General features: G+C 68.7%; 26 protein-coding genes. 8 read left to right on the top strand and 18 right to left on the bottom strand.

Translation table 11 applies throughout. From position 1 onward, the window contains the following. The first annotated feature begins 1 nt into the window (after nt 1). Complete coding sequence (locus tag ACSZL9_RS14200; RefSeq protein ID WP_446666158.1) at nt 2-961, top strand: SAM-dependent methyltransferase; 960 nt, start codon at nt 2-4, stop codon at nt 959-961. A 12-nt stretch (nt 962-973) separates the two neighbouring features. Here the strand turns inward: ACSZL9_RS14200 and ACSZL9_RS14195 are convergent, their stop codons facing one another. Both ACSZL9_RS14195 and ACSZL9_RS14190 read right to left on the bottom strand, forming a co-directional pair. Further along, entirely contained in the window at nt 974-2,293 is a 1,320-nt protein-coding gene (locus ACSZL9_RS14195) for a hypothetical protein (protein WP_446666157.1), read from the bottom strand. A 186-nt stretch (nt 2,294-2,479) separates the two neighbouring features. Next, nucleotides 2,480-3,052 (bottom strand): CGNR zinc finger domain-containing protein, encoded by a 573-nt coding sequence (locus tag ACSZL9_RS14190; protein ID WP_446666156.1) that lies wholly within the window; start codon nt 3,050-3,052, stop codon nt 2,480-2,482. 100 nt (nt 3,053-3,152) lie between these two features. Between ACSZL9_RS14190 and ACSZL9_RS14185 the strand changes: the two genes are divergently transcribed. Together ACSZL9_RS14185 and ACSZL9_RS14180 are read left to right on the top strand one after the other, a co-directional pair. Beyond that, nucleotides 3,153-4,145, top strand: a complete 993-nt coding sequence (locus ACSZL9_RS14185) for an EamA family transporter (RefSeq protein WP_446666155.1) — start codon at nt 3,153-3,155, stop codon at nt 4,143-4,145. A gap of 129 nt (nt 4,146-4,274) precedes the next feature. Next, on the top strand, nt 4,275-5,435 hold the full coding sequence (locus ACSZL9_RS14180) for an NADH-quinone oxidoreductase subunit D (RefSeq protein ID WP_446666154.1): 1,161 nt from the start codon (nt 4,275-4,277) through the stop codon (nt 5,433-5,435). 101 nt (nt 5,436-5,536) lie between these two features. On the opposite strand, the gene ACSZL9_RS14175 is transcribed toward ACSZL9_RS14180, so the two are convergent. Then, nucleotides 5,537-6,283, bottom strand: coding sequence for a sugar isomerase domain-containing protein (locus tag ACSZL9_RS14175; protein WP_446666153.1), 747 nt, complete (start codon nt 6,281-6,283; stop codon nt 5,537-5,539). Between the two features lie 228 nt (nt 6,284-6,511). Here ACSZL9_RS14175 and ACSZL9_RS14170 point away from each other — a divergent pair, with 228 nt between their 5' ends. Beyond that, the gene (locus tag ACSZL9_RS14170) at nt 6,512-7,417 is read left to right on the top strand and encodes a DUF6801 domain-containing protein (RefSeq protein WP_446666152.1); all 906 of its coding nucleotides are present in this window, start codon (nt 6,512-6,514) and stop codon (nt 7,415-7,417) included. On the opposite strand, the gene ACSZL9_RS14165 is transcribed toward ACSZL9_RS14170, so the two are convergent. Next, complete coding sequence (locus tag ACSZL9_RS14165; RefSeq protein ID WP_446666151.1) at nt 7,418-8,248, bottom strand: sigma-70 family RNA polymerase sigma factor; 831 nt, start codon at nt 8,246-8,248, stop codon at nt 7,418-7,420. Between the two features lie 116 nt (nt 8,249-8,364). On the opposite strand from ACSZL9_RS14165, the gene ACSZL9_RS14160 reads away from it, so the two are divergent. Next, nucleotides 8,365-8,694, top strand: a complete 330-nt coding sequence (locus tag ACSZL9_RS14160) for a VOC family protein (RefSeq protein ID WP_446666150.1) — start codon at nt 8,365-8,367, stop codon at nt 8,692-8,694. Between the two features lie 129 nt (nt 8,695-8,823). On the opposite strand, the gene ACSZL9_RS14155 is transcribed toward ACSZL9_RS14160, so the two are convergent. The 10 genes from ACSZL9_RS14155 to dacB all read right to left on the bottom strand — a co-directional run bounded on the left by ACSZL9_RS14155 (nt 8,824) and on the right by dacB (nt 19,305). Then, on the bottom strand, nt 8,824-9,834 hold the full coding sequence (locus tag ACSZL9_RS14155) for a GNAT family N-acetyltransferase (RefSeq protein ID WP_446666149.1): 1,011 nt from the start codon (nt 9,832-9,834) through the stop codon (nt 8,824-8,826). A 27-nt stretch (nt 9,835-9,861) separates the two neighbouring features. After that, nucleotides 9,862-10,347, bottom strand: coding sequence for a DUF3180 domain-containing protein (locus tag ACSZL9_RS14150; RefSeq protein WP_446666148.1), 486 nt, complete (start codon nt 10,345-10,347; stop codon nt 9,862-9,864). A 25-nt stretch (nt 10,348-10,372) separates the two neighbouring features. Then, entirely contained in the window at nt 10,373-11,266 is an 894-nt protein-coding gene (folK, locus tag ACSZL9_RS14145) for a 2-amino-4-hydroxy-6-hydroxymethyldihydropteridine diphosphokinase (RefSeq protein WP_446666147.1), read from the bottom strand. Continuing rightward, nucleotides 11,263-12,120 carry a dihydropteroate synthase gene (folP, locus tag ACSZL9_RS14140; protein WP_446666146.1) on the bottom strand — a complete coding sequence of 286 codons (858 nt, stop codon included), beginning with the start codon at nt 12,118-12,120 and terminating at the stop codon, nt 11,263-11,265. Before folP ends, folK begins: the two co-directional genes overlap by 4 nt. Further along, nucleotides 12,120-12,707, bottom strand: a complete 588-nt coding sequence (folE, locus tag ACSZL9_RS14135; protein WP_446666145.1) for a GTP cyclohydrolase I FolE — start codon at nt 12,705-12,707, stop codon at nt 12,120-12,122. Before folE ends, folP begins: the two co-directional genes overlap by 1 nt. Further along, nucleotides 12,685-14,718: an ATP-dependent zinc metalloprotease FtsH gene (gene ftsH, locus ACSZL9_RS14130; RefSeq protein WP_446666370.1), complete on the bottom strand. Its 2,034-nt coding sequence runs from the start codon at nt 14,716-14,718 to the stop codon at nt 12,685-12,687. Before ftsH ends, folE begins: the two co-directional genes overlap by 23 nt. Nucleotides 14,719-14,895: 177 nt before the next feature. Beyond that, the gene (gene hpt, locus ACSZL9_RS14125; protein WP_446666144.1) at nt 14,896-15,447 is read right to left on the bottom strand and encodes a hypoxanthine phosphoribosyltransferase; all 552 of its coding nucleotides are present in this window, start codon (nt 15,445-15,447) and stop codon (nt 14,896-14,898) included. 4 nt (nt 15,448-15,451) lie between these two features. Then, the gene (gene tilS / locus ACSZL9_RS14120) at nt 15,452-16,534 is read right to left on the bottom strand and encodes a tRNA lysidine(34) synthetase TilS (RefSeq protein WP_446666143.1); all 1,083 of its coding nucleotides are present in this window, start codon (nt 16,532-16,534) and stop codon (nt 15,452-15,454) included. An 88-nt stretch (nt 16,535-16,622) separates the two neighbouring features. Next, on the bottom strand, nt 16,623-17,666 hold the full coding sequence (locus ACSZL9_RS14115; RefSeq protein WP_446666142.1) for a zinc-dependent metalloprotease: 1,044 nt from the start codon (nt 17,664-17,666) through the stop codon (nt 16,623-16,625). Between the two features lie 217 nt (nt 17,667-17,883). After that, the gene (gene dacB, locus ACSZL9_RS14110; protein WP_446666141.1) at nt 17,884-19,305 is read right to left on the bottom strand and encodes a D-alanyl-D-alanine carboxypeptidase/D-alanyl-D-alanine endopeptidase; all 1,422 of its coding nucleotides are present in this window, start codon (nt 19,303-19,305) and stop codon (nt 17,884-17,886) included. 158 nt (nt 19,306-19,463) lie between these two features. On the opposite strand from dacB, the gene ACSZL9_RS14105 reads away from it, so the two are divergent. Next, nucleotides 19,464-19,988 carry an inorganic diphosphatase gene (locus ACSZL9_RS14105; protein ID WP_446666140.1) on the top strand — a complete coding sequence of 175 codons (525 nt, stop codon included), beginning with the start codon at nt 19,464-19,466 and terminating at the stop codon, nt 19,986-19,988. Between the two features lie 143 nt (nt 19,989-20,131). Here ACSZL9_RS14105 and ACSZL9_RS14100 read toward each other — a convergent pair whose 3' ends face one another. Beyond that, nucleotides 20,132-21,508, bottom strand: coding sequence for an MFS transporter (locus tag ACSZL9_RS14100; protein WP_446666139.1), 1,377 nt, complete (start codon nt 21,506-21,508; stop codon nt 20,132-20,134). Further along, nucleotides 21,505-22,128 carry a GntR family transcriptional regulator gene (locus ACSZL9_RS14095; protein ID WP_446666138.1) on the bottom strand — a complete coding sequence of 208 codons (624 nt, stop codon included), beginning with the start codon at nt 22,126-22,128 and terminating at the stop codon, nt 21,505-21,507. The genes ACSZL9_RS14100 and ACSZL9_RS14095 overlap by 4 nt, the downstream gene beginning before the upstream one ends. A gap of 140 nt (nt 22,129-22,268) precedes the next feature. On the opposite strand from ACSZL9_RS14095, the gene ACSZL9_RS14090 reads away from it, so the two are divergent. After that, entirely contained in the window at nt 22,269-23,273 is a 1,005-nt protein-coding gene (locus ACSZL9_RS14090; protein WP_446666137.1) for an alpha/beta hydrolase, read from the top strand. 70 nt (nt 23,274-23,343) lie between these two features. Beyond that, nucleotides 23,344-24,204 (top strand): alpha/beta fold hydrolase, encoded by an 861-nt coding sequence (locus ACSZL9_RS14085; protein ID WP_446666136.1) that lies wholly within the window; start codon nt 23,344-23,346, stop codon nt 24,202-24,204. On the opposite strand, the gene ACSZL9_RS14080 is transcribed toward ACSZL9_RS14085, so the two are convergent. After that, nucleotides 24,193-25,299 carry a serine hydrolase domain-containing protein gene (locus ACSZL9_RS14080; RefSeq protein ID WP_446666135.1) on the bottom strand — a complete coding sequence of 369 codons (1,107 nt, stop codon included), beginning with the start codon at nt 25,297-25,299 and terminating at the stop codon, nt 24,193-24,195. The genes ACSZL9_RS14085 and ACSZL9_RS14080 overlap by 12 nt on opposite strands. Continuing rightward, complete coding sequence (locus ACSZL9_RS14075; protein ID WP_446666134.1) at nt 25,271-25,498, bottom strand: hypothetical protein; 228 nt, start codon at nt 25,496-25,498, stop codon at nt 25,271-25,273. The genes ACSZL9_RS14080 and ACSZL9_RS14075 overlap by 29 nt, the downstream gene beginning before the upstream one ends. Nucleotides 25,499-25,508 lie beyond the last annotated feature (10 nt).

Below are 25,508 nucleotides of genomic sequence, written 5' to 3'. Positions count from 1 at the left end.
CGTGACATGGCAGTCCTGGCGAACGGCGTGGCACGACGCGCTCTACGGGCCCGACGGCTTCTATCGGCAGGCCGACGGGCCGGCCGGGCATTTCGCTACCTCGGCACAGGGCATCCCCGGCGGTGGGCGGTTGCTGGCCAGAGCAGTCGCCATACTCGCCGAAAATGCCGGATGCCAACGACTGATCGACGTGGGCGCCGGTCGCGGCGAACTCCTCACCGAAGTGTCGGCTGTCGCGCCGACGCTGCAGCTGACCGGAGTCGATGTCGTCGAGCGACCGGCCGACCTGCCAGAGCCGATCGACTGGCTGACGTCCCCCGGCGGTGCCGACCTGCCCGACGCACTCGCGGGCGTGCGGGACACCCTCGTCGTCGCGCACGAGTGGCTCGACGTCGTGCCCTGCACCGTCGCGGAGTATGACGGCGCCGTATGGCGCACCGTCGAGGTCGACCCCACCGGCGTGGAACGCCTCGGTGGCCCGGTCGCGGGCGCGGAACTGCAGTGGTTGCAATCGAATTGGCCGTCCGACGGCCTGATCGGTGCCCGCGCGGAGATCGGCGAGAGCCGCGATGCGGCATACAGAGCGCTCCGTTCGCGCATCGACAACGGCCTGCTCGTGGTCGTCGACTACGGGCACCTGAGGGACAGCCGCCCGAGACGCGGGACGTTGACCGGTTATCGGCACGGCGCACAGTGCTCGCCCGTGCCCGACGGCAGCACCGACATCACCGCGCACGTGGCGATGGACACCCTGGACGCACGCGAATCCCGCGAACTGGTGCGCCAGAGCACGCTTTTCGACCGGCTGGGGCTGCACACCGGCCCCCCGCCGATCGAGCTGGCGAGCCAGGACCCACCGGCATACCTGCAGGCGCTGGCGGACCGCGGCAGCTACGCGCAGCTCACCGCGCCCGGCGGCCTCGGCGACTTCTGGTGGTCGATCGGCCCGGTCGGGCGCTGAGCGCCGGGACGCTCAGTTGCTCGGCCGGAAGGTCGAGAAGATCTCGTCCAGGGTCTTGGCCGGCAGCTCCTTCTTGCCGTCCACCACGCGGACCGAAACCAACTGATAGGTCCTGCCGCCCGAGGAGAAGGTCACCGTCCGGATCTCGAGGTCCTTGCCCTTGTCGCAGTCGTCGGGCTCACCCACGGCAGTGGTGATGGTGTATTGCAGCGCCGGGATCGTGCCCTGGTTGACCTTGATCGACTTGGGGTCGGACATCTTGCCCTGTTTGGCCTTGGAGCCGTCCTTCTTCTCGGCAATGATGTCGGCGAACCGCTGGGCGACATCCGGCCCGGCGTCCGACGGGTCCCGCTTGCCGACGTTGACCAGACCGAGCCACGCGGAGTTGGAGTCCTTGTCGGCCGAGCAGTATCCGACCCCGAACTCCGCCGGAGCGCGGGCGACGATGCGCTCCTTGCCCGACGGGTTGGCGTAGCCGCGCAGCGTGTCACTGCTGTCGAGCTTCCAGTCCTTGGTCTTCGGGACGTCGAAGACACCCCGGTCGTCGTTGGCCTGCTGCGCCTGCCAGCCACTCTTCAGCGCACGGGCGCCGACGGCGAGTGTCGGGTTGGTCCAGGTCGTGGCCTTGACCGGCGGCAGCTTACTGGTCGACTTCGACCCGCCGGCTTCCTTCGGTGAGTCGTCACCGCGGGTGAATGCGAAGATCCCCACGGCCGCCACGATCAGCACCAGTGCCGCCGCGAGTCCGATCAGCACCTTGCCGCGGCTACCACCACCGCCGCCGTCGGCCGGGATGCGCACGCCCTCGCCCGACGCCTCGGAGAAGCGGTCGTAGTAGGAGCTCTGCGGGTTGTTCATCGTCGGACCGACGTTGGGCCCGGTCTGGCCGGTCGACCACGACGGCGGCTGGGCGCCCTGGCCACCGCTGTCCCACGGGGGCTGGTTGCCACTCCAGGGCTGCTGCCCACCGCTCCAGGGTTGCTGCTGCTGGCCACCGCTCCACGGCTGTTGCTGCCCACCAGTGCCCGGGCCTTGCGGACCCGTCGGCTGACCGCCGGTGTAGGGCCCCTGCCCTTGTGTCGGCTGACCGCCGGACGGAGGTCCCTGCGGACCCGTCGGCTGGCCGCCGGTCTGCGGCTGCCCCTGCCCCTGCCCCTGCCCCTGCGGCCCCTGCGGTTGGCCGCCGGTCTGCGACTGGCCACCGGTGTTGCCACCGGGCAGTCGGTGGCCGGTGGTGTCGTCGGGCGGCTGCTGGCCGGGCGGACGCCCGGGCCCCTGCCCGTCCTGCGGGTCCGGCTGCTGCGGCCCCTGACCGTTCCCTTGATCACTCACGGCTGAAAGGCTACCTATCTCGTCGTTCGGACCGTCTGCGGCGCATCGGGCATCTGGCTCAGTCTGTGGGTCGGAAGGTGGAAATGATCTCGTCCAGTTGTGTGGCAGGCAACTCCTGGTCGACGCCGAGGAGGCGTCCCCCTGGAGCCCCCTCACCCTGCGGCGCCCGACCATCCCCTTGGTTGCTCACGGCTGCAGATTACCTTTCGGCGAAACCGTGCCCCGCGATGTCCGCCGAGCCCGGTATGCCGCGACATTGAGCCGATTTCCGCAGCCCATCTCGCAATAGCGTTTCGAGCGATTGCGCGACAGGTCGACGAGCACGCCGTCGCAGTCCGGTGCGGCGCACCGGCGCAACCTGCGCAACTCCCCGGCGCGCACCAGGTCCACCAGCGCCATCGCCGTCTCGACGCTCCACCGCGAGGCGAGCGGTGAGTCGTCGGGGGTCGCGTGCAGGTGCCAGTCCCAGTCGCCGTGCTTCACCAGCTGCGGCAAGGCGGACTCCTGCCGCAGCAGCAGGTTGACGCGCTCGACCACGCCGGCCTCGTCGCGCGACCACAGGTCGCGGAAGGTCGGCCGCAGCGCCATCACCGCTTCACGCTCGGCGGGGTTGCCGCTGATCGACCCGCTCCACTCCCGCCCGCGGACGAACTCCAGGTATGACGCCCGGGTCTGCAGCGGGTCCGGGTCCTCCAGCGCGGTGTTCACCAACGCCGCGGCATCGGTCAGCGCCACTTCCGTGTCATGGGCAAAAAGCATTTTGACTCCTGTCTGCGGCGCACTCTACGATCGTCTGGTTGTCATGAGCAAACACGTCGTTGACTCATGACATCTCCGTACTTCGCCGAGGAGCTCCACATTGACCACCGACGCTCTGACGACCCAAGTCGTTCCCACCGAGCCGGATCTGCCGGTCGGTGCGCGACGAGTTGGGCATGGCGTTGGCCCGGGCGTCGGGATGATCGGCATCGCGCTGATCTCGGCTGCTGCCTTCAGCACATCTGGCAGTTTCGCCACCGCGCTGCTGCACGCGGGATGGTCACCCGGCGCCGCGGTCACCGCGCGCATCGCGCTGGCCGCGCTGGTGCTCGCACCGCCGACGATCTGGTCCTTGCGCGGTCGCTGGAGTCTGTTGCGGCGCAAGGCATTACCCATTGCGCTCTACGGCCTCACCGGTGTCGCCGGCTGTCAGCTCGCCTACTTCTATGCCGTCCAGCACCTGTCCGTCGGCGTGGCGCTGATGCTCGAATACATGTCGCCGGTGCTGCTCGTCCTCGGCTTCTGGGCCTGGACCCGCCGTCGGCCGGCGACACCGACCATCGTCGGCACCGTCGTGTGCATCGGCGGGCTCGCGCTGGTCCTGGACGTCTTCGGTGACGCGCACCTGTCGCTCACCGGTGTCCTGTGGGGACTCGGTGCGGCGCTCGGGTCGGCCGGCTATTTCGTCATCGCAGGCCGCGCCGACCCTGACCTGCCTCCGCTCGCGCTGACCGGTGTCGGTATGGCGGCGGGCGCGCTCTTCCTCGTTGCGCTCGGCGTCGTCGGCGCGCTGCCCATGCACGCCACCACCAACGACACGACCTTCGCCGGAGCCCAGTTGCCCTTCTGGGTGCCGCTCGGCGCACTCGCGGTAATCGCCACGGCGTTCGCCTACTCCACGGGTGTCGTCGCCGCGCGCGGCCTGGGACAGACGGTCGCCTCGTTCGTCGCGCTGTCCGAGGTGATGTTCTCCGTCCTGTTCGCGTGGCTCCTCCTGGGGCAGCTGCCCCTCGTCATACAGCTGCTGGGTGGGGTGCTCATCGTCGGCGGCGTCGTGCTCGTCCGGCTCGGCGAGTTGCGCCCCCGCCCCTGATCGAGAGGACGACCAGGTGACCGAGAGGCGTACTAAATCGGGCTGATTTAGTACGCCTCTCAGTCGTTTGGTGCTCCTCTCGGTCGAGGTTGCGGCGTGGTCGGGCGCGGGTTTGGCAGACTTACCCCCATGCCAGAACGCGAGCTCACCGTCGGAGTCGGCGCCGGTGGTCTCGCGACCGCCGACATGGTGCTCAACATCGGCCCGCAGCATCCGGCCACCCACGGCGTGCTGCGACTGCGCATCACCCTCGACGGCGAGCGCATCAAGTCGGCCGAGCCGATCGTCGGCTACATGCACCGCGGCGCGGAGAAGCTCTTCGAGGTCCGCGACTACCGTCAGATCATGGTGCTGGCCAACCGGCACGACTGGCTGTCAGCATTCAGCAACGAGATCGGCGTCGCCCTCGTCGTCGAGCGGATGCTCGGCATGGACGTGCCCGAGCGCGCCACCTGGACCCGCACGCTGCTCGCCGAGCTCAACCGGGTGCTCAACCACCTGATGTTCCTCGGCTCCTACCCGTTGGAGCTCGGTGCGATCACACCGATCTTCTACTCGTTCCGCGAGCGCGAGGACCTGCAGAACGTCATGGAGGAGATCTCCGGTGGGCGGATGCACTACATGTTCGGGCGGGTCGGCGGCCTGCACGAGGATCTGCCGGCCGGTTGGTTGGGCCGCGTGCGGGACACCGTTGCGCTTGTCCGCGGCCGTATGCCGGACCTGGAGAGCCTGCTCATCGGCAACGAGATCCTGCACGCGCGGACTCGTGGGGTTGGCGTGATCGACGCGAAAACCGTTGCGGCATACGGGATCTCAGGGCCGATCGCCCGCGCGTCCGGCGTCGACATCGACCTGCGGCGGGACCAGCCCTACCTCAACTACGCCGAGCTCTTCGCTCCCGGCGGCCCCGGGCGGGTGGCGACCCGGACCGAGGGCGACTCGCTGGCCCGGCTCGAGGTGCTGCTGGAGCAGGTGCACATCTCGCTCGACATCGCCGACGCGTGCGTGGAGCGGCTCGGTGCGCTCGGCCCGGGACCCGTCAACGTCAAGCTGCCGAAGGTGCTCAAGGTCCCCGAGGGCACCGACTATCTGGCGACCGAGAACCCGCTTGGGTTCAACGGTTATTACCTGGTGTCGCGCGGCGAGAAGACGCCGTGGCGGTTGAAGCTGCGGTCGGCGTCGTTCAACAACATCCAGGTGCTGGCCGAGTTACTGCCGGGCAACCTGCTGTCGGACATGGTGGCGATCCTCGGGTCGATGTTCTTCGTCGTGGGTGACATCGACAAGTAGGGCGCCCCGCGGCATACCTAACCTTCAACCGTCGAAGGTTGTGGCCACCAAAACCGCACGCACGCGCGCTTAACCTTCGACCGTCGAGGTTTACGGTCGGGTCACGCCCCGCGGATCAGCCTGTCGCCATACACGTCCTCGAGCTTCTGGTTGCGCTCGTGGCCGCCGGGGACGTTGGCGGAGATGTAGACCGGCGGTTCGCCGGATGCTGCGAGCTTCTCGATGGTGCCGATCGTCAGCAGTTGCGCGATGAACGCGGCGGTCAGCGAGGACACAGCGCCACAGCCGTAGCCCTCGACCTCCAGCGTCGAGTCCCCGTATGGCGCGAGGTTGTCGATGACCACGTCGGCGATCTCGGACAGGCGCTTCCCGCTCGGGTGCTTGGGCTCCACGGCTGCGGTGTGCTCCATGCTGGTAACGGCGATAACCGGATAGCCGTGCTCCTTGGCCTGCAGCGCGAAGCCGACGATCGAGCCGTTCACACCCGAGTTGGACGCGATGACGATCAGGTCACCGGGCTTGGCCGGCACCAGCGCCCACAACTTCTCCGCGACCTGCGGATCGCGCTCGAGCAGGCTGCTGCCCAGCAACTCCCGGTCTTCGCCGCCGCGCAGCACCAGGTCGCGCAGCGCGATCTTGTTGGTCGGGATCAGCCCACCGGCCCGCCCGGCGACCTCCATCGCGAACGCCTCGGAGTGCCCGGTGCCGAAGACGTGCACGATGCCGCCGGCCCCGATGGCGTCGGCGAACAGGCCGATCGCGGCGTCCAGTCCACCCTCCTCGGCCAGCGCGGCGATGCGCTCCAGTCGGCGGTTGGTCTGGTGCAGGAAGTCAGTGGCGTGGCTCATCGAGTGGCTCCTGGGTGCAGGTGAAGAGGTATGACGCAAAGGCGTCCCGCGCAGGGACGACACGATCGTACGGTGGCCTGCACGAGGCTTCGTCGCCGATGCACCGACAGCTTGTCACCGGCCCCACCACCCAATGGGATTCGCCGATCCGGTTGCAGCGCCTGCGCCGAGGGGTCAAGGTTGATCCGGACACTGCGTCTGGCGCGGTGCGGTGAGCTAGGAGCCACGATGAGCGGATCGACCGACAGCCGACAGGCAACCAGCCGACGGGTCGGACCGTCGCGCGCACTCACTGCGTGCGGCGCGCTCGGACTGGCGACCGGCCTGACGTTGTGCGGCGTAGCATTCACCAGCAGCCCTGCCCACGCGGCCACGACGACCGAGCTCTCCTACAGCTGCTCGGCCCCGGCGATCGGGCTGACGTTCACCGACCCGTGGACCGTCGATGTCGAGACCGACTACCCCACGAGCGTCGCCGCCGGCGCGGCGCTGCACACGACATACCTCAACGCGGACGTGACGCTCGGCGACGACGCAGCCATCCAGTTCCGCGCGCTGGGAGTCGGCTCGTGGTCCGGCTCGGCGAAGCTGTCGTATGCCGTCAGCGGCGCCGTCACCACGCCGGGCGACCGCTCGGCCGAGCTGACCGTCGACACCACGACGATGCCTGCGACCGGCCCGGTCACCACGACTGCCACCGGCACCGCGGCTGACGAGACCGCAGCGGCCGAGCCCGGCACCGCCACCGTCGCGGCCGGCGACCTCACAGCCGACCTGACCACCGATGCCGGCGTGCCCATCCAGATCGAGTGCTCGCTGCCCGACAACGCGGACGCGACGATCGCCAGCGTGCAGGTGACCGCTGCTTCGGAGACCTCCAGCGGCACGCCGACTGCCACTGCGACCTCGACGCCCACCGCCACCTCCACCTCGACGCCGACAGCAACTTCCACGTCGACGTCCACAGCAACGTCGACGGCCACGACCACCCGGACCGGGCCGCCCGTCGTCACGGACGGTGGTTCCTCCGACGGTGACTCGACGACGGCGCTCGTCGGCGCCGGAGTCGCTGCCGCAGGCGTGGCCCTGCTCGGCGTCGGCTCGGCGCGGCGGATGCGCGGCAAGCGTCGCTGATCAGCGCTTGCGCACGGTCGCAAGCACCTGCGGATCGGCGCGCAAGTCGATACGCCGGATGACGCCGTCCTCGATCGTGAGGTCGAACGCGACCTTGTAGTCCCCACGGTGCAACCAGGCGAGGGCGGGCTGATCACCGACATACACCGGGAACGCCGTCTTCATGCCGCCGTTCACCAGATCGAGGACCTTCTCACGGCCGACCAGCCGTTGGGTGCCGAGCGCGAGCGCGGCGGCGTCGGCGCCCTGGAGGACGACGTCCGGTGCGAGCAGCCCGAGGAGGGTCTCCAGGTCACCGCCCTTGGCCGCGTGCAGGAACGCATCGACGACGGCGGCGTGGTTCGTCGGCCCGGACGCCGCCGCTGCGCTGTCGCCGGCGGCCACCTTCTGCCGTGCCCGGGAGGCCAGTTTGCGAGCCGCAACCGGTGAGACGTCCAGGATGGTGGCGACGGTCGGGAAGTCCACGGCAAAGCTGTCGTGCAGCACGAACGCCACGCGCTCCGACGGCGTGAGCCGGTCGAGCACCACCTGCAACGCGGTGCCGACCGTGTCCGCGAGCAGCACGTCGTCGGCCGGGTCGGGTGCGGTGTCATCGACTTCGAGATCCTCGTGCAGCTCGGGCTGCTTGCTGCGCAGCCGGTCGAGGCACAGTCGGGTCGTGACCGTGGTCAGCCAACCGGGAGTGTTCTCCAGGCGAGTCTCGTTGCGCGCCAGGCGGATCCACGTGTTTTGCACGACGTCCTCGGCCTCGGCGTGGTCTCCGAGCAGGCGGGTGGCGATCCGCGTCAGCCGTGGTCGCTCGGTCTCGAAGGCGGCTGTCTGCTCGTCCATGGGGTAAGTCCACCACAGGTGCAATCACCGGTCGGTCACACTTCGGTCCTCTGGTTCGTCATCAGAACAGCGCACCAGCGCCATACCAACATCACCGAACAGAAGGAACACTCACCATGGGCAACTTCCGGACCATCCTGCTGCCGACCAACGACCTGCCGGCCTCGCGCGACCTCTACACCAAGTTGCTCGGTGTGCAGCCGGTCGCCGACTCCGACTACTACGTCGGTTTCGAGGTCGACGGCCAGCACATCGGGCTCGTCCCCGGCACGCAGGCGGTCGTGCCGCAACTGCACGTCGACGACATGGAGGCGTCGATCGAGCTGATCACCGACGCCGGCGGTGCGGTCGTGGACGACCCCAAGGAGGTCGGCAACGGCCGCCGGGTCGCGGTGGTCCGCGATGCGTCCGGCGCGCAGTTCGGCCTGATCCACGACGCCTCCTGACCGACTGCACCCTCCGACCGAGCGGACACAAACACATCGAGCGGACACGAAAATCGCCCTTCCAAATCGCGAATTTCGTGTCCGCTCGGTGCACTTCGTGTCCGCTCGGTGAATGGGGGCGCGAAGGACTCAACTCAGGTCGCGGTGCCAGCTCTCCGTCTTGTATGACGTCACCCAACCCATCGAGGTGTAGAGCCCGTCCGCACCGGTCGGTGAGTCGGCGTCCACCTCGAGCCCGACCCGGTTGCTGCCGGACTCGAGCGCATCGCGGATCACGGTGTGCAGCAACGCTTTCGCGACGCCGCGGCCCCGCGAGCGGCGATGCACCCCGATGTAATCGATGTAACTGCCCGGCACACCCAGGCTGTCCGGCGGCAGCACCGTCCCGACGACAGCACCGCCGGGCAGCAGGGCGCCGTTGTCCTCGACCTCGGCCAACCACCAGTGGTCCCAACGGTGTCCGGGGTCCTCGCGCAGCCGCTGCACGAACTCCGGGAAGCTCTCCCGGTAGGAGTTGAAGTGGTCGGCGAAGGACTCCTCCAGCACCAGGTGCACGGCTTGCAGGTCCGCCGCGACGGGTGTGCCGTCCTCGTGCAGGCCGATGGGCCGCACCGTGACGCCCTGCCGCGGCGCGGGCAGGTCGGCATCCTGCGCAGTGACCGGACGGCTCATCTGCAGCCAGGTCCGCGCGAGCCCGAAGCCGGCCGCCGTCAGCCAGCGTTGTTGCCGGCCGTCGTCGGCATACGCACCGGAGTCGAGCTGGGTGACCGACAGCCCGCGGACCCGCATCATCGTGCGGGCCTCCACAGTCGCCCAGTCGAAGAGAGCGGCCGCGAGTGCATCGGTCGCTGCGGGCAGCGCCGTGACATCAATGACCGTGCGCCCGGCCGCCCGGTCGTGCACGACGGCCCACGCGATCGCGGCGCCGTGCTCGTCGCGCACCAGCACCTGCCGCCGGGTCCACGAGCCGACACCCGCGACATTGGACGCGACCATCCCCGGGTCCACCGAGCTGATGCCGTGTGCCGCGACCTGGTGCGCCGCAAGCAGGTCGACGATGTCCGCGACGTCAGGGGTGTCGGGGACACCGACCACGAAACCGGGCGGGACGTCGGGCATGGGCAGGATGGGTTCGCTCACGACATACAGTCAAGCGCACCGGACGGGTCAGGCGCGCAGCGATCCGCCCGGAGAGTCGTGGTCGTCGGGGTCATCGGGGATGCGACACCAGCTCTGCACCAGCAGGCCGACGACGACGGCACCGATCGACGCGACGCAGAGCACCACCGCTTGGACGAGCCCCCCAAGGGCACTGCCGGCGTCGAGGCGGCCGAGCTCGGTCAGGGCGTATGCCGCGAACCACCCGGCGAACATCGCACCCGCGAGCACGCACGCCTGTGCGGCGACCAACGCGCGGCGGGCCTTCTGCGGGGACGGCGGACGGATCGACGTGCCGTGCAGGTAGGAGCGCACCTCCCAGCCGGCGGCCAGCACCGCGATCGACAGCAGCACGATCGTCACCAGCAGGAACCACGACATGTGCGGCAGGCTGTGGCCGTGCGACGTGGTCCAGCGCAGCACGCCGTAGCAGACCAGCAGCAGCACGGCGCCCACGCCGACCGCGTGCCGCCAGGTGATGCCGGACTCGTTCACAGCGACGTCCTCACAAGACGGGTGTTCATAGTGGGCGCCACTGCGGACCGATGTGTATGCCGCTGGTGTCGCCCGCACGCAACAACTCTGCGACCGGGACGACCTTGCGGCCGACCCGCAGCTGCGCCTGGGGGTCCGCCGCCAGCCACGGCGCGAGCACGAACGCCCGCTCGTGTGCGCGCGGGTGCGGCAGGGTGAGCTCGTCGGTGTCGAGGCTCAGCTCGGTGCCCGCTGCGGGGTCGCCGACCTGGATCAGGTCGAGGTCCAAGGTGCGTGCACCCCAACGGATCTCGCGGGTGCGGCCGCGTCCTGCCTCGATCTCGTGCAGCCGGTCGAGCAGGGTCCACGGCGCGAGCCGGGTCTCACCGACGGCGACGGCGTTGAGGTAGTCGGGCTGCTCGGGACCGCCGACCGGCGCAGTCTCGTAGAGCCCGCTGACCTCGATCAACTGCAGGCCCTCGACCCGCCCGAGCGCCCGCACTGCCGCGGAGAGGGTCGCCACCCGGTCGCCGAGGTTGGCGCCGAGCGCGATCACAACTGGCCGGTGCTGCTCGCGCCGGATGGACACCGACGGGCCGCTCAGCCCGATCGACGAGAAGTCCACTCCGGCGGGGGCATCCGGCTTGTGCACGGTGACCTCGACGGCTTCGGCAGCGACCCGCTCGAGCACCGACGCCGCGATCTGCTCGGCGAGGTGCTCGATCAGGTCGACGGGCGGCTGCAGCATGATCTGCTCGGCGGCCTGCGCGATCTCGGCATAGCTGATGGTGTGGTCCAGGTCGTCGCTCGTCCCCGCGCGGGACACGTCGCACTCGATGGTGATGTCGACGAAGAACCTTTGCGGCTCACGCTTCTCGTGCGCCAGCACACCGTGCGGGGTGGTCACGGCGAGGCGGGTGAGGGTGATGCGGTCGCTCACGAGTCACTCGCTTCCTTCAGATGTCTCACGACGTCACAGGCGGCGAACGTCGAGCGCACGTCGTGCACGCGGATCGCCCAGACCTCTGCCTGCGCGAGCACCACCGAAACGGCGGCGGTCGCGAAGTCGCGCTGCTCGGCCGGCACCGGCCGGCCATCCTTGCTGCCGACCTTGGACAGGAACGACTTGCGTGACGCACCGACCAGCACCGGCAGCTGCATCTCCTGCAGCGCCGAAAGATGTTGCAGCAGAACCCAATTCTGCTCAGCGGTCTTGGCGAAACCCAGACCGGGGTCGATGACGATCTGCTCGCGCGCGACACCGGCGTCGAGGGCGGCGCCGACCTGGTCGGCAAGCTCGCGGCATACGTCGGCAGTGACGTCGTCGTAGACCGCACGGGTCTGCATATCGTGACTGTGCCCGCGCCAGTGCATCACCACGAAGCCCGCGCCGGTGCGCGCCGCGACCGCCGCCATCTGCGGGTCGGCCAGACCGCCGCTCACGTCGTTGATGATCCGGGCGCCGGCGTCCACCGCTGCCTGCGCGACCTCGGCGCGCATGGTGTCCACCGAGATCCAGGCGTCGGTGTCGGCAAGCCCCTGCACGACGGGTATGACGCGCGCCAGCTCCTCCGCCACGGTCGGCCGCACCGCGCCCGGCCGGGTCGACTCACCACCGATGTCGACGATGTCGGCGCCCTGCGCGACCAGCTGCTGCCCGTGCGCGACGGCGGCGGCCGCATCGAAATAGCGCCCGCCGTCGGAGAAGGAGTCGGGCGTGACGTTGACGACGCCCATGACCAGCGGTCGATCGGTCGGACGCTGCGGCAACACGGGGCGCACCGCCGCGGTCATCAGCGCCGGCTCTGCGCGTTGATCAGGCTCATCGCCTCGGCCCGGGTCGCAGCGTTGGTCAGCTGACCGCGCACCGCCGAGGTGATGGTGAGGGCGCCCGGCTTGCGGACACCGCGCATCGACATACACAGGTGCTCGCACTCCACGACGACCAGCACACCCTGCGCGTGCAGGTGATCGACCAGCGCGTCGGCGATCTGGGTGGTCAGCCGCTCCTGGACCTGCGGTCGCTTGGCGAAGACGTCGACCAGCCGGGCGATCTTGGACAGCCCGGTGACGCGCCCGTCGGCGGCCGGGATGTAGCCGACGTGGGCGCGACCGTGGAACGGCACCAGGTGGTGCTCGCAGGTGGAGTAGACCTCGATGTCGCGGACGATGACCAGCTCGGAGTGGTCGACGTCGAAGGTGCGACTGAGTGCCTCCTCCGGCGACTGCCACATGCCGGCGAAGGTCTCGGCATACGAGCGAGCGACGCGGCCGGGAGTGTCCCTCAGACCCTCGCGGTCGGGGTCCTCGCCCAGTGCGAGCAGCAGCTCGCGCACCGCGGCTGCTGCTCGCTCCAGGTCAATCTTCGGTGGGGTCGACATACCCGCCGTCCGGGACCTCGACAACAGCCTCGGGCGGATGCACCTGACCGGCCTGTTGCTTGTCTTCCTTCTCCAGGTCGACGCCCTTGGCCTTCGCCTCGCGCTCGGCCGGGGTCAGCACCGGCGGCCGGTCGCTGACGTTGCGCCGGTCGCTGGACAGCCAGATCTTGCGCTTCGGGCGCTTGTGGACGTCCTTGAAGACGACCTCGAGCTGCTCGACGTTGAGCGTTTCCTTCTCCAGCAGCTCCAGGACCAGGTTGTCCAGGATGTCGCGGTTGTCGTTGAGGGCGTACCAGGCCTCGTCGTGGGCAGCCTCGATCAGCCGGCGCACCTCTTCGTCGACGACACCCGCGAGCTCCTCGGAGTAGTCGCGCTCGTGACCCATGTCGCGGCCGAGGAAGACCTCGGAGTTGCCGGAGCCGAGCTTGATCGCGCCGACCCGCTCCGACATACCGAACTGGGTGACCATCTTGCGAGCCAGGCCGGTGGCCTTCTCGATGTCGTTGGCAGCGCCGGTGCTCGGGTCGTGGAAGACGATCTCCTCGGCAACGCGCCCGCCGAGGGCGTAGGCCAACTGGTCGAGCAGCTCGTTGCGGGTCGTGGAGTATTTGTCGTCGACCGGCAACACCATGGTGTAACCGAGGGCGCGGCCGCGCGGCAGGATGGTGATCTTGTTGACCGGGTCGGTGTGGTTGAGCGCCGCGGCGACCAGGGCGTGCCCGCCCTCGTGGTATGCCGTGATCTTGCGCTCCTTGGCGCTCATCACCCGGGTCTTCTTCTGCGGGCCGGCCATGACGCGGTCGATCGCCTCGTCCAGTGCCCGGTTGTCGATGACCTGGGCGTTGGAGCGCGCGGTCAGCAGGGCGGCCTCGTTGAGGACGTTGGCCAGGTCGGCGCCGGAGAAGCCCGGCGTGCGACGCGCGACCTGCAACAGATCGATGTCGTTGGCCATCGGCTTGCCCTTGGAGTGCACCTGCAGGATGTGGTGCCGGCCGCCCATGTCGGGGGCCTCAACAGCGATCTGCCGGTCGAACCGGCCCGGACGCAGCAGCGCCGGGTCGAGAATATCGGGACGGTTGGTCGCCGCGATCAGGATGACGTTGGTCTTGACGTCGAAACCGTCCATCTCGACCAGCAACTGGTTGAGGGTCTGCTCACGCTCGTCGTGGCCGCCACCCAGACCGGCACCGCGGTGCCGACCGACGGCGTCGATCTCGTCGACGAAGATGATCGCCGGAGCGTTGGCCTTGGCCTGCTCGAAGAGGTCACGGACGCGGCTCGCACCGACACCGACGAACATCTCCACGAAGTCCGAGCCGGAGATCGAGTAGAACGGCACGCCCGCCTCGCCGGCCACAGCGCGCGCGAGCAGGGTCTTACCGGTGCCGGGCGGGCCGTAGAGCAACACGCCCTTGGGGATCTTGGCACCGACGTCGAGGAACTTCTTCGGCGACTGCAGGAACTCCTTGATCTCGTGGAGCTCCTCGACCGCCTCGTCCGCGCCGGCGACATCGGCGAAGGTGACCTTCGGCATGTCCTTGGTGGCCAGCTTGGCCTTGGACTTGCCGAACTGCATGACCCGCGATCCGCCGCCCTGCATCTGGGTCATCAGGAACCAGAAGATCAGGATGAAGAGGATGAACGGCGCCATGCTGATCAGGATCGAGAGCCAGACGCTCTGCTTCTCCGGATCGTCGGTGTAGCCACCGGACGGCGGGTTCTTCTCCAGCAGGTTGACCAGTTGGTCACCGCGTGGATCGACGTAGTTGGCCTCGACCTTGGTCAGACCCTTCTTGTCCCCGACCGTGGTCGGGTCCTTCAGGGTCAACTTGATCGAGTCGGGGGTCAGTTTGGCCGTGTCGACCTGCTTGCTCGAGACAAGTTTCTCGGCCTGCGAGGTGTCGATTTTCTGGTAGCCACCGACGTTGCCGACCGCGAGCCAGAGGACCCCGATCAGCACGACCAGGACCACCCATAGCCCGGGGCTGCGAAGAACGCGCTTGAAGTTCATGAATCTGCGGGGCGTGCCCCGATCCTCCTGCTTGAGTTGGGCCGAGCCCATGACAGACCTGTAGACGGTACACCGACGTTAGCGAGGCTACGTGCAGGCGTCCCGGCTGGATCAACGTGCGGACATCGAGTGATGTTCCGTAACAAGGGGCACAGTTATACGGGCGACCCAGATGTCTCAGGAATAGACGTGCGGCGCGAGCGTGCCGATGTCACGCAGGTTGCGGTAGCGCTCGTCGTAGTCCAGGCCGTAGCCGACCACGAACTCGTTGGGTATGTCGAAGCCGACGTATTTGCAGTCGATCTCCACCTTGGCCGCCTCCGGCTTGCGCAGCAGCGTGCAGATCTCCAGCGAGGCCGGCTTGCGCGAGGTGAGGTTGGCGCGGATCCAGTTGAGGGTCAGTCCCGAGTCGATGATGTCCTCGACGATCAGCACGTGGCGATCGGTGATGTCGGTGTCGAGGTCCTTCAGGATGCGCACGACGCCGCTGGACTTGGTCCCCGAGCCGTATGACGACACGGCCATCCAGTCCATCGGCGCCGATCCGGGCAGCGCCCGCATCAGGTCGGCCATCACCAGGATGGCGCCCTTCAGCACACCGACCAGGAGCACGTCCTTGTCGTGGTAGTCGCGCCAGATGTCCGCTGCGAGCTCCTCGAGTCGCGCGTGGATCTGCTCCTCGGTGTAAAGGACGTGGTCCAGGTCGTTGCCCATATGGCTGGAATCCATGGCCCTATTCAACCTGACGGGGTTCGACGTGGATCAGCCCGGCATCGCGGCGCACCTGCAGGTGGCCCGGGACGTGGATCGGCTGCTGCCCGTGCCAGTCGGTCACCAGCGCCTCGACGGCGTCGATGTGGACCTTGCCGAGCCCGGCTGCCGGGACGCCGGCACGGCGGAGCAGCTCGCGCCATACACGGGAGCGGAGCGGGGGCGCGATGTCGGCGAGTTCGGCCAGCGGCCAAGGGGATTCGCCGAGCCGGTCGGCGAGCTGCAGCGCACTGTCGTCGAGGAAGTCGAGGTCCTGGCGGACCAGGGACGCCGTGCGGGCCAGGCCGGCGACGACGCCCGGGCCGATGTCGCGCTCCAGGTCCGCGAGCGCCTGCCGCACCCGCACCCGCAGGTAGCGCGGGTCGTCGTTGTGCGGGTCGTGCCACGGCTCGAGATGCTGCGCCGCGCAGGCCGCGTGCGTCTCCTCGCGGGTCACCTCGAGCAACGGCCGCAGCCAACGAGGCGGCCGAGGAGCCCGTGAGGAACGAGCGGGCGTCTCGAGGTCCCGAGCACCGTCCGAGTGACCTCGAGACGCTCCTTCGTCGCTCCTCGGCCATCTCGGTGCGACCCGCGCCATACCGGTGATCGCCCGCGGCCCGGACCCCCGCGCGAGGGCGAGCAACACGGTCTCGGCCTGGTCGTCGCGCGTGTGGCCGAGCAGCACCGCACCGGCGTCGTATGCCGCGGCGGCCTCCTCGAGGGCGGCATACCTAGCGCGTCGGGCCGCCGACTCCGGCCCGTCCCCGGTCGCGGTGACCTGCACCGTTCGAACGTCCGCGCGGTCGATGCCGAGGTCGCGGCACTGCTCCGCAGCGTGCCGGGCGACGTCGCCCGATCCGTCCTGCAGCTGGTGGTCGACCACGGCGGCAGCGGTGCTGAGCCCGGCCTTCGGCGCCTCGAACGCGACAGCAGCAGCGAGCGCCAGCGAGTCCGGGCCTCCCGAAACCGCCACCAGCACAGCGCTTCCCGCGGGCAGCCCGGCTTCCGCCAGCGCCCGTCGGACATGACGCCGGCACGCAGCGACAGCAGGGTGGGGACCTGTCATGCTTGGCCTCTCGGAGCGGTGCGCACTCGAGAGCGGGGTCCCCGCGAAGTATCGGAGGAGCGCAGCGGGGGAGAACTTCGTGGGGTGCTCATCCGTGCACGCGTTCGACCCAGGCGGCCGGTGCGTAGATCTCGTCGGCGGACGGCAGGTTCTCCGGCCCGGCCCAGACGGCGTTGAACCCGTCGACGCCAACCTTGTCCTGGACTGCGCGGCAGAACGCGGCGCCGTCGCGGTATTGGCGCATCTTGGCCTCCAGACCGAGCAGGCGGCGGATGATGCGGTCCGGTCCGACGGTGCCCTTGCGGCGGGCGTCGAACTTGCGCCGGATCTGGGCCACGGACGGCACGATCTGCGGCCCGACGTCGTCCATCACCACGTCGGCATGCCCCTCCAGCAGCGACATGATGGCAGTGACGTTGGCCAGCTCGTCGCGCTGCTCGGGGCTGCCGATCAGGTCGGTCAGCCCACCGCTGCCCTCCTTGAGGATGCCCGGCAGCGCCTTGGCCACCTCCTGCAGTCGGTCCTGCAGCATCTCGGGGCGCGGCACCATGTCGACGGCCAGGGTGCGGACCCGGTCGATGAGGTGCTCGCGCAACCAGGGCACCGCGGTGAACTGCACCCGGTGGGTCTCCTCGTGCAGGCAGACCCAGAGCCGGAAGTCGGACGGATCGACCTCGAGCTGCCGCTCGGCGGCCACGATGTTCGGGGCGACGAGCAGCAGGCTCGGCTGTCCCTCCGGTGCGAGGTCGAACTGACCGAGGACCTTGCTCGCTACGAACCCCAGCAGGGCGCCGGTCTCGGTGCCGGTGATCCGGGCACCGATGGCCCGGGCGCGCGGGCCGGCCTTGCGCCTGGCGGTCAGCACCTCCACCACGGGAGTGAGCAGTGCCGACATCGACTCGACATTGACGTCGATCCAGCCCGCCCGGTCCACGACGTAGACCGGGGTGGCCGCACCGGCGGTGGCGTCGAGCCGAGCGGTGTCCGCGACCGGCTGCAGCGCCCGATGTGCGGCGTCGCGCAGCTCAGCGACCACTTCGGCAGCTTCGGTCGGCGTGGTGGTCGGTCCGTCGGACACCCACCGGCGAGCCGTCCGCTTGGCCAGAGCCCAGTCGACATACACCTCAGACATGCCGTCGAGCGTATGTCAGCAGGCGTGCCGGGAGCGCCGTCGCGCCTCAATCGGTGACCGTTGCCGGTTATGTACGGGATGAGGGCGAAACGACCGACTTAACCAGCGACCGTTGCCGGTTATGCACGGAATGAGCGCAAAACGACCGACTTAACCGGCGACCGTTGTCAGTTGTGCACGAGCGGCATACGGCATGCAGGTCTCCACGCCGCCGCAACTACTTGGAGCAGCCACACTTCTGCAGGTCGGCCACGAAGTCGTCGATGGCGGCGCGCGTGCCATAAGGGCCCCACGACTTGGCGGCGTTGCTGATCACCACGAAGACCAGCACCCGGTCGTCCTCGGTGATCACCGTTCCCGCGAGCGACGCAACGTCGGTGAGCGAGCCGGTCTTGGCGCGGACGTCACCGGCCGCGGACTCGTTGGTCGGCTGCATGAAGCGGTTGTCGAGGGTGCCGTTGTAGGCGCCGACGCTGAGGCGGGTCAGCACCTCCGCGAAGGGCTTGTTCTTGCCGGTCGTGCCGGTCAGCAGCACATCGGACAGCACGCGGGGCGGGATGGTCGTGCCGGATGACAGCCCGCACACGTCGGCGAGCTTGACGCCCTTCATGTCGATTCCGGCGGCCTTGAGCTTGCGCTCCACGAACGCCGCCACCTCGGCGGTCGAACCGCCAACTCCCTCATGGAAGGCCGCCTGCCGAGCGAGCGACTCGATCATCGCGTTGTCGCTCGTCTGCAACGCGTTGCCCAGCACATCCAGCAGCGGGGACGACTCGACCTTCCCGAGGACCGTCGCGTCCTTGGCGGCCCGCGTGTGCGCGCCCGTCTTCGCGGTGATGCCCTGCTTCGCGAGCGCCTTGACGAAGGCCTGCTGAGTCGAGGCCACCGGGTCGGCGGGCGTGGGCCGCGCCGGGTCGGTGGCGCGCTCGGTCGACAGGCCGAGTTGGGCGATCCGAGCGGTGTAACCGGCGGCGACGACACCCGGGTCCCAGTGCTTCGCGGTCAACGGTCCCGGTGCGTATGACGTGTCCACGCCGACCGTCACCGACGTCTTCCCTTGCTTCTGCAGGGATTTCGCGACCTGCGCGGCCAGGTCCGCGAGACCGGCGTGGCCGTTGACGTGCTCGGGGTCGCCCTTGCCCGGGTTGAGCGCGGTGTCGCCACCGGCAACCAGGACGATCCCGTTGTCGGAGGAGCCGCTCACGACCTTCGTGGTCAGCGACTTGCTCATGTCGAGGGTGTTGGCGATGACCCACCCGCTGAGCAGCTTGGTGACCGATGCCGGTGTCATTGCTGAGTTTTCGTGCTGCTGGAGCAGGACGTCGCCGGTCTTGCCGTCCGCGACGACCACGCCGAGCTTCTTGGCCAGGTCCGGCTTCTTCAGCGCAGCGGCGACCTTCGCGCGGACCTTCGCGGCGTCCTGCTCCGGCCCGTCGGCCGCCGGGATCGCCGTGGCCTTCGCGGGACTGGGCGGTGCGACGGACGGCCCGACGCGGGTCTTGCCGGGCTCGGGAACAGCGCGGTGTTCGGCCGACGCCCGGGTCAGCGGGCCCGGCACGACGTCATACACATCGAGTGTTTCGTAGCCCACCGCGAGCACCACGACGGCGGCCGCCGCGGCCGCGATCCGCTTGCCCATGCCCGATCCCTTCTTCGTCCCGATGCACCCCTCACGGGACAGCCCACCTCACGGTGCGCCAAACTATTCGTCAGTCAAGCACAAGCGGCCGTGCGCCGTGAAAGGTGCCTGCGCCAGCAGAACCACATCGAGAACCCCGGGCGAAGGGACAAGGCGTAATGGAGTTCGACGTCACCATCGAGGTGCCGCAGGGCAGCCGCAACAAGTACGAGGTCGACCACGAGTCGGGGCGCGTGCGCCTGGACCGCCGGCTGTTCACGTCCATGCAGTACCCCACCGACTACGGCTACATCGAGGAGACGCTCGGCGAGGACGGCGACCCGCTGGACGCCATGCTGCTCCTGACCGAGTCGGTCATCCCCGGCGCCATCGTCGAGGCCCGCCCCGTCGGTGTCTTCCGGATGGTCGACGAGGCCGGTGGCGACGACAAGATCCTGACGGTCATCGCCGGCGACCCGCGCTGGGACCACATCCAGGACGTCAGCGACGTCAACAAGTTCCTGCTCGACGAGATCAAGCACTTCTTCGAGACCTACAAGGTGCTCGAGCCGGGCAAGAGCGTCGAGGAGGGCTCGCACTGGGCCGGCCGCGAGGAGGCCGAGAAGATCGTCGCCGCCGCATTGCAGCGAGCCAAGGACAACGGCGTCAACACCGCACGTTGGATCTCGCCCAACAAGCACTGACCCCTCATTTGCCGAGAGGCCCTCTTTGATCGACAGGCCCCCGGATTCAGCTCTGTTCAGGGCTGAATCCGGGGGCCTGTCGATCATCCGGGTGCCTCTCGGCAAAAGTGGGTGGCGGCTGCTCCCGCCGCGTCGACCGGTGATCAGCCGGTCGATCGAGCCCCGCGGACACCGACCTTGAGGTGGTCGTAACCGTCGGTCGAGTGCACCAGGCGACGGGTGCGCCGGCGATAGCGCAGGATCTGCAGGATCCCGAACACCCAGACGACGTATTGCACCGACATCGCGACCCGGAAGGCGTGCATGTCGTAGCGCTCCGCACCGCCGGGCGCGACGCGGTCGAGGATGACGCCGATCACGAAGACCGAGAGCAATGTCGCGGTGAAGCCGCCGACATTGACGATGCCCGAGGCCGAGCCGATCCGGTGTGTCGGATTGAACGTCCGCGCCAGGTCGAAGCCGATCATCGACCCCGGACCGCCGATCGCCGTGACGATCACCAGCACGAGCAGCACCGGCAGCGGCGCCTGCCCCGGCCAGAGCAGCACGACCGCCCACATCGTCATGATCGCAGTGACCGTGCACAGCACGAGCGTCGACCGGTTGTAGGGATAACGCGCGGTGAACGCGCCGAAGAGCGGGCTGGCGGTGACCGTCGCGACGACCATGATCTCCAGCAGCAGACTCGCGGTGCCCGCGGAGAGTCCTTCGCCCTTGGTCAGGAACGGGAAGCCCCACATCAGACTGAAGACCGTCGCGCTGAACTGCGAGGTGAAGTGGCACCACAGGCCGAGCCGGGTGCCCGGCTCACGCCACGCGCTGGAGACCGCGCGTGCAACCGCCCGCAGCTTGATCTCGGTCCGCTCCTTGGTGGCGTATGGCGAATCGCGCACGACCAGGATCAGCGCGATGCCCAGCACGATGCCGACCGACGACGCCAACACGTAGGACTTGGTCCAGCCCAGGCCGTGCAGCGCGACCGAGAGCGGGCCTGCAGCAGCGATGGCCCCGAACTGGCCGAACACACCCACCAGCTGGGTCATCACCGGCGAGCGCGCCGGCGGGAACCACAACGCGACCAGTCGCAGCAACGAGACGAACACCATCGCGTCGCCCATGCCGACGAAAACCCTTGCCAACACACCCAATGCGAAGGTGTCGGCGAAGGCGAAGCCGAACTGCGCGACCGTCATGGTGCTGACGCCGGCGGTCAGCAGCACCTTGGATCCGTAGCGGTCGAGCAGCGCACCGACCGGCACCTGCATCGCGGCGTAGACGAACAACTGGACCATGACGAACGTCGCCAGTTGTGCCGAGCTGATGTGGAAGCGGTGCGCCGCCATGACCCCCGCGACGCCGAGTGACGTGCGGTGGAAGATCGCCAGGATGTAGACCAGCAGCGCGACGACGAAGACAGCCCACGCTCGCTTGCCGCCGAGTGGCCATTGCGCAGAAGGAGATTCGACGACGGCGGGCAGGTGGTGCTCCCGTTCCCCCGTCTCGCTCGAGGGCGCGTTCACCGTGACCCCACCAGGCTGGTGGCGTAGGTGACATGTTCGCGGCAGGCTCGCACGAAGGCTGCGCGGGTGCCGGACTCCAGCAGGAGAAGCAGGTCGCGGTGCTGCTTCACCGAGGTCGCCATACGTGACTTATCGGCGCGCATGCTGCCCGCCACGATGACGATCTGCCGGTCGCGCAGGTGGCGGTATTGCCTTGCGATCACGGAGTTTCCGGCTGCCTCGACGATCACCTCATGAAACTCGCGATCAGCCGCGCTGAACCTGCCGATGTCGTCGGCACGCTTCGCCGCGACCATCTGGTCAACCTTCGCGTGCAACGTCGCGACGATCTCCGAGCGGTGCGGCCAGACCTTCTCGGCCGCCCACTCCTCGATGAGCGAACGGGCCTCGAAGGTCTCGCGGGCCTCCCGAGGGGTCGCCGGCACCACCAGCGCGCCCTTCTTCGGGAAGAGCTCGACCATGCCCTCGGTCTGCAACCGGAGCAGCGCTTCGCGGATCGGGGTGCGCGAAACCTGCACCTCCTCCGCGAGTTGCCCCTCGGTCAGGAACGAGCTCGGCGCAAGGTCACCCGAGAGGATGCCCTGCTTGATGAAGTCGTATGCCGTGTCGCTTGCACTCATGTTGTATCTATCTTAGATACAACATGAGCTGCGTTGAAAATCCGTCCACGAGCCGGATCCGGTGGCGAGAACTCCTTACCTGACGGCCACAGCCGCGTAGATTGTTGTCACACCCCGTCACCCCACCCAGGAGACAGCCGATGGTGTCCTCGAAGGTGAAGTCCCTCCCGCACCGCTTCCTGCTCGTCCCGGCGCTGGCGCTCTGCGTGGCCGCCGCCCTGCTGCTGGCGCCGACCTCCACCGTCCGGGCCGACGCATCGCCGGACGGCGCGACAGTGCTCTCGGTGACCCAGGTCGCCGACCGCCAGGTCGATCTGCAGGTCCGCTCGCACGCGCTCGGTGACCGGGTGGTCACCGTCCGGCTGCTCACCCCGGACGGCTGGGATCCGCAGGCGCGAGGCAAGCAGCACTGGCCGACGTTGTGGCTATTGCACGGCTGCTGCGGCGACTACACGTCCTGGACCGCGATGACCGATGTCGCCGATCTGCCCCAGCTGCGGAACACCCTTGTGGTGATGCCCGAAGCCGGCTGGAACGGCTGGTACAGCGACTGGTGGGGCACCCCCGACGACAACCAGTGGGAGACGTTCCACCTGCGCGAGCTGCGACCGCTGTTGATGCGCGAGTTCGGCATGGGCTCCAAGCAGGCCGTGGCCGGACTCTCGATGGGTGGCCAGGGCGCGATGCTGTATGCCGCCCGGCACCCCGGCATGTTCCGGTCGGCCGCGTCCTTCTCCGGATCGGTCCACCCGCTGAACAGCGCCGACTCCATCGCACGTCTGCAGGGCTTCTTCGCCCACGACGGCAACGACCCCGACAACGTGTGGGGCGACCCGGTGGCCCAGCGCGATGTCTGGGAGGACCACGACCCCTACTACCTGGCCAACACGCTGAAGACACTGCCGCTCTACCTGTCCGTCGGCGACGGGACGCCCGGTCCCTACGACGTGCCGGGCAGCGCCACCGACCCGATCGAGTCCGACTTCCACGACCAGAACCTCGCGCTGGCGCACCGACTGCGCCAGCTCGGAGCCAAGCATCTGCACACCAACTTCTACGGGCCCGGCAAGCACGCCTGGAAATACTGGGAGCGGGAGCTGCACTCCGCCCTGCCGATGCTGCTGAAGTCCATCGACGCTGCCTGACCACACCTCTCCCTGGGCAGACTTCGGGACGCAGCCGACCATCAGGCCGGGGAGCGGATACCGTCGAGTAATGCAGACCTACCGCCGCGGCCAGCTGACCTTCGACGTCGCCGACTCCGGCCCCGCAGATGCGCCGATCGTCATACTGCTGCACGGTTTTCCGCAGGACCGGCACGCCTGGGACAAGCTCACTCCGCGCCTGGTCGAGGCCGGCTACCGGGTGCTGGCGCCGGACCAGCGCGGCTACTCCCCCGGTGCCGCGCCGAGGAAGCGCACGGCATACCCGCTGGCACAGCTCGCTCGCGACGTGATCGCGCTCGTCGACGCCGCAGGGGCAGAGACCGCACACATCGTCGGCCACGACTGGGGCGGTGCGGTCGCCTGGCAGTTGGCCCAAGCGCACCCGGACCGGGTCGCTACTGCGACAACGCTTTCCACGCCGCACCCGGAAGCATTGCTGTGGGCGATGCGACACAGCGACCAGTGGCGCAAGAGCACCTACATGGCGTTCTTCCAGTTGCCGTGGATCGCCGAACGGGCCACGCTGCGACAGCTTCCCGAGATGTACGTCAAGACCGGCATGGCGCCCGAGGACGCGCAGAAGTATGCCGATCGCTTCTCGACGCCGGAGTCGTTGCGCGGGCCGCTGGGTTGGTATCGCTCGATGCTCGCCGGCCAGCTGCGGGCAGCGAAGCCGTCCCGCAACCGGGGCAGCGGGCAGCAGCGCGCACGCAAGGTGACCGTGCCGATGAGTTACGTCTGGGGCACACGCGACTTCGCGCTCGGTCGCGCCGCCGCGGAGAAGTCTGCCGAATTCGTCTCCGGCCCTTACGAATTCGTCGAGCTCGAAGGTGCCGGGCATTGGCTGCCGGAGGTCAACACCGACGAGGTCGCCGCGGCAGTGCTGCGTCGCCTGCAGTCAGTGGACTGACCGCGCGACCGCAGTCGCCCACCTCGCCCGCAACGCGTTGATCGATGTCTCCGGCCGGTGCGGGTGCACGGCATTCGTCAGGAGTATGGCGACCGCGCCGCTGCTCAGGTCGGCGACCAACGACGTGCCGGTGAAGCCGGTGTGGCCGATGGTCCTCGGTCCGCTCAGCTCGCCCATGTAGCGGGGTTGGTCGATCTCGAACCCGAGCCCGTGCGCGTCGTCGGGCAGCTCCGGATTGAGGTTGGTCGTCATCGCAATCACGCTCTCCCGGCTGAGGATCCGCGGGTCATCACCGGTGAAGACGGCCACGAAACGCAGCAGGTCAGCGGCCGTGGAGAAGATGCCGGCATGACCGGCGACACCTCCGAGCGACCAGGCGTTCTCGTCGTGCACCTCGCCACGCACCATGCCGCGGCCGGCGTCGTCCTCGATCTCGGTGGCGGCGAACCTGTCCGGCGCGACATGGCCGAGCTGCGGCACGAAGCCGGTGTCGGACAAGCCGAGCGGCCGGGCGATGCCGTCGCGGACCAGCACGTCCAGGGATGCACCGCCGAGTTGCTCGAGGATGACGCCGAGGGTGATGAGGTTGAGGTCGCTGTAGACGAACTCCCCCTGCGCTGTCGCGGGCGGATTGCTTAGCGCGGCACGGATCCGGCTGTCGTGGTCCGGCCAGTCGCGCCACAGGGGCAGCCACCACTCCAAACCGCTTGTGTGCGTGAGCAATTGGCGCACGCTGATGTCGGACTTGCCGCCCGCCGCAAACGCGGGCAGATAGGTCGCGACCGGCGCGTCGAGGTCGAGTAGGTCGGCCTCGACCTGTTGCATCGCGATCGTCGCCGTGAAGAGTTTGGTCAGTGACGCCACGTCGAAGACGGTGTCGGCCCGCATCGCGACGCGCGACTTCGGCGGCAGGAGGGCGGCGGAGGCGTCATACAACACGGCGGAGCCGGTGGCATGCGTCGTGAGTATGTCGCCGCCGATCGCCAAGAGCCCGACCGCGCCCGGGATCAGCGGTGCACCGGGTGCGCAGGGAGAGGTGCGCGCGGCTTCCAGCGCCGCGATCCCCTCAGTGACCGGCGTTGCGACGCCGCTCACGCTCCTCGTCCTTCTTGACGAGCAGCGGCAGCTCGGGCGACTCCCTGGGGCCGCCTCGACGCTTGTCACGCTGCTTTCCGACCCAGATGATCAGGGCGAACACGGCGATCATGAAGAAGCAGATGCCGAAGAAAGTCACACCGAGCCCGATGGGGTGCCCGTTGCTTTGACCGAGCTTGCTGGACAGTGTGGCAATCACGCCTTCCATT

It is taken from the genome of Flexivirga sp. B27, assembly GCF_052905685.1.
The sequence above is the reverse complement of the archived record's forward strand: the minus strand, read 5'-3'. Positions and strand labels throughout refer to the sequence as shown.

Coding starts and splice junctions, on each gene's coding strand:
- ACSZL9_RS14190 (WP_446666156.1), bottom strand. CDS start 3,052: ATGCTTTTTGCCCATGACACGGAAGTGGCGCTGACCGATGCCGCGGCG.
- ACSZL9_RS14180 (WP_446666154.1), top strand. CDS start 4,275: ATGCCAGAACGCGAGCTCACCGTCGGAGTCGGCGCCGGTGGTCTCGCG.
- ACSZL9_RS14175 (WP_446666153.1), bottom strand. CDS start 6,283: ATGAGCCACGCCACTGACTTCCTGCACCAGACCAACCGCCGACTGGAG.
- ACSZL9_RS14170 (WP_446666152.1), top strand. CDS start 6,512: ATGAGCGGATCGACCGACAGCCGACAGGCAACCAGCCGACGGGTCGGA.
- ACSZL9_RS14165 (WP_446666151.1), bottom strand. CDS start 8,248: ATGGACGAGCAGACAGCCGCCTTCGAGACCGAGCGACCACGGCTGACG.
- ACSZL9_RS14160 (WP_446666150.1), top strand. CDS start 8,365: ATGGGCAACTTCCGGACCATCCTGCTGCCGACCAACGACCTGCCGGCC.
- folP (WP_446666146.1), bottom strand. CDS start 12,120: ATGACCGCGGCGGTGCGCCCCGTGTTGCCGCAGCGTCCGACCGATCGA.
- folE (WP_446666145.1), bottom strand. CDS start 12,707: ATGTCGACCCCACCGAAGATTGACCTGGAGCGAGCAGCAGCCGCGGTG.
- ftsH (WP_446666370.1), bottom strand. CDS start 14,718: ATGAACTTCAAGCGCGTTCTTCGCAGCCCCGGGCTATGGGTGGTCCTG.
- hpt (WP_446666144.1), bottom strand. CDS start 15,447: ATGGATTCCAGCCATATGGGCAACGACCTGGACCACGTCCTTTACACC.
- tilS (WP_446666143.1), bottom strand. CDS start 16,534: ATGACAGGTCCCCACCCTGCTGTCGCTGCGTGCCGGCGTCATGTCCGA.
- ACSZL9_RS14115 (WP_446666142.1), bottom strand. CDS start 17,666: ATGTCTGAGGTGTATGTCGACTGGGCTCTGGCCAAGCGGACGGCTCGC.
- dacB (WP_446666141.1), bottom strand. CDS start 19,305: ATGGGCAAGCGGATCGCGGCCGCGGCGGCCGCCGTCGTGGTGCTCGCG.
- ACSZL9_RS14105 (WP_446666140.1), top strand. CDS start 19,464: ATGGAGTTCGACGTCACCATCGAGGTGCCGCAGGGCAGCCGCAACAAG.
- ACSZL9_RS14095 (WP_446666138.1), bottom strand. CDS start 22,128: ATGAGTGCAAGCGACACGGCATACGACTTCATCAAGCAGGGCATCCTC.
- ACSZL9_RS14090 (WP_446666137.1), top strand. CDS start 22,269: ATGGTGTCCTCGAAGGTGAAGTCCCTCCCGCACCGCTTCCTGCTCGTC.
- ACSZL9_RS14085 (WP_446666136.1), top strand. CDS start 23,344: ATGCAGACCTACCGCCGCGGCCAGCTGACCTTCGACGTCGCCGACTCC.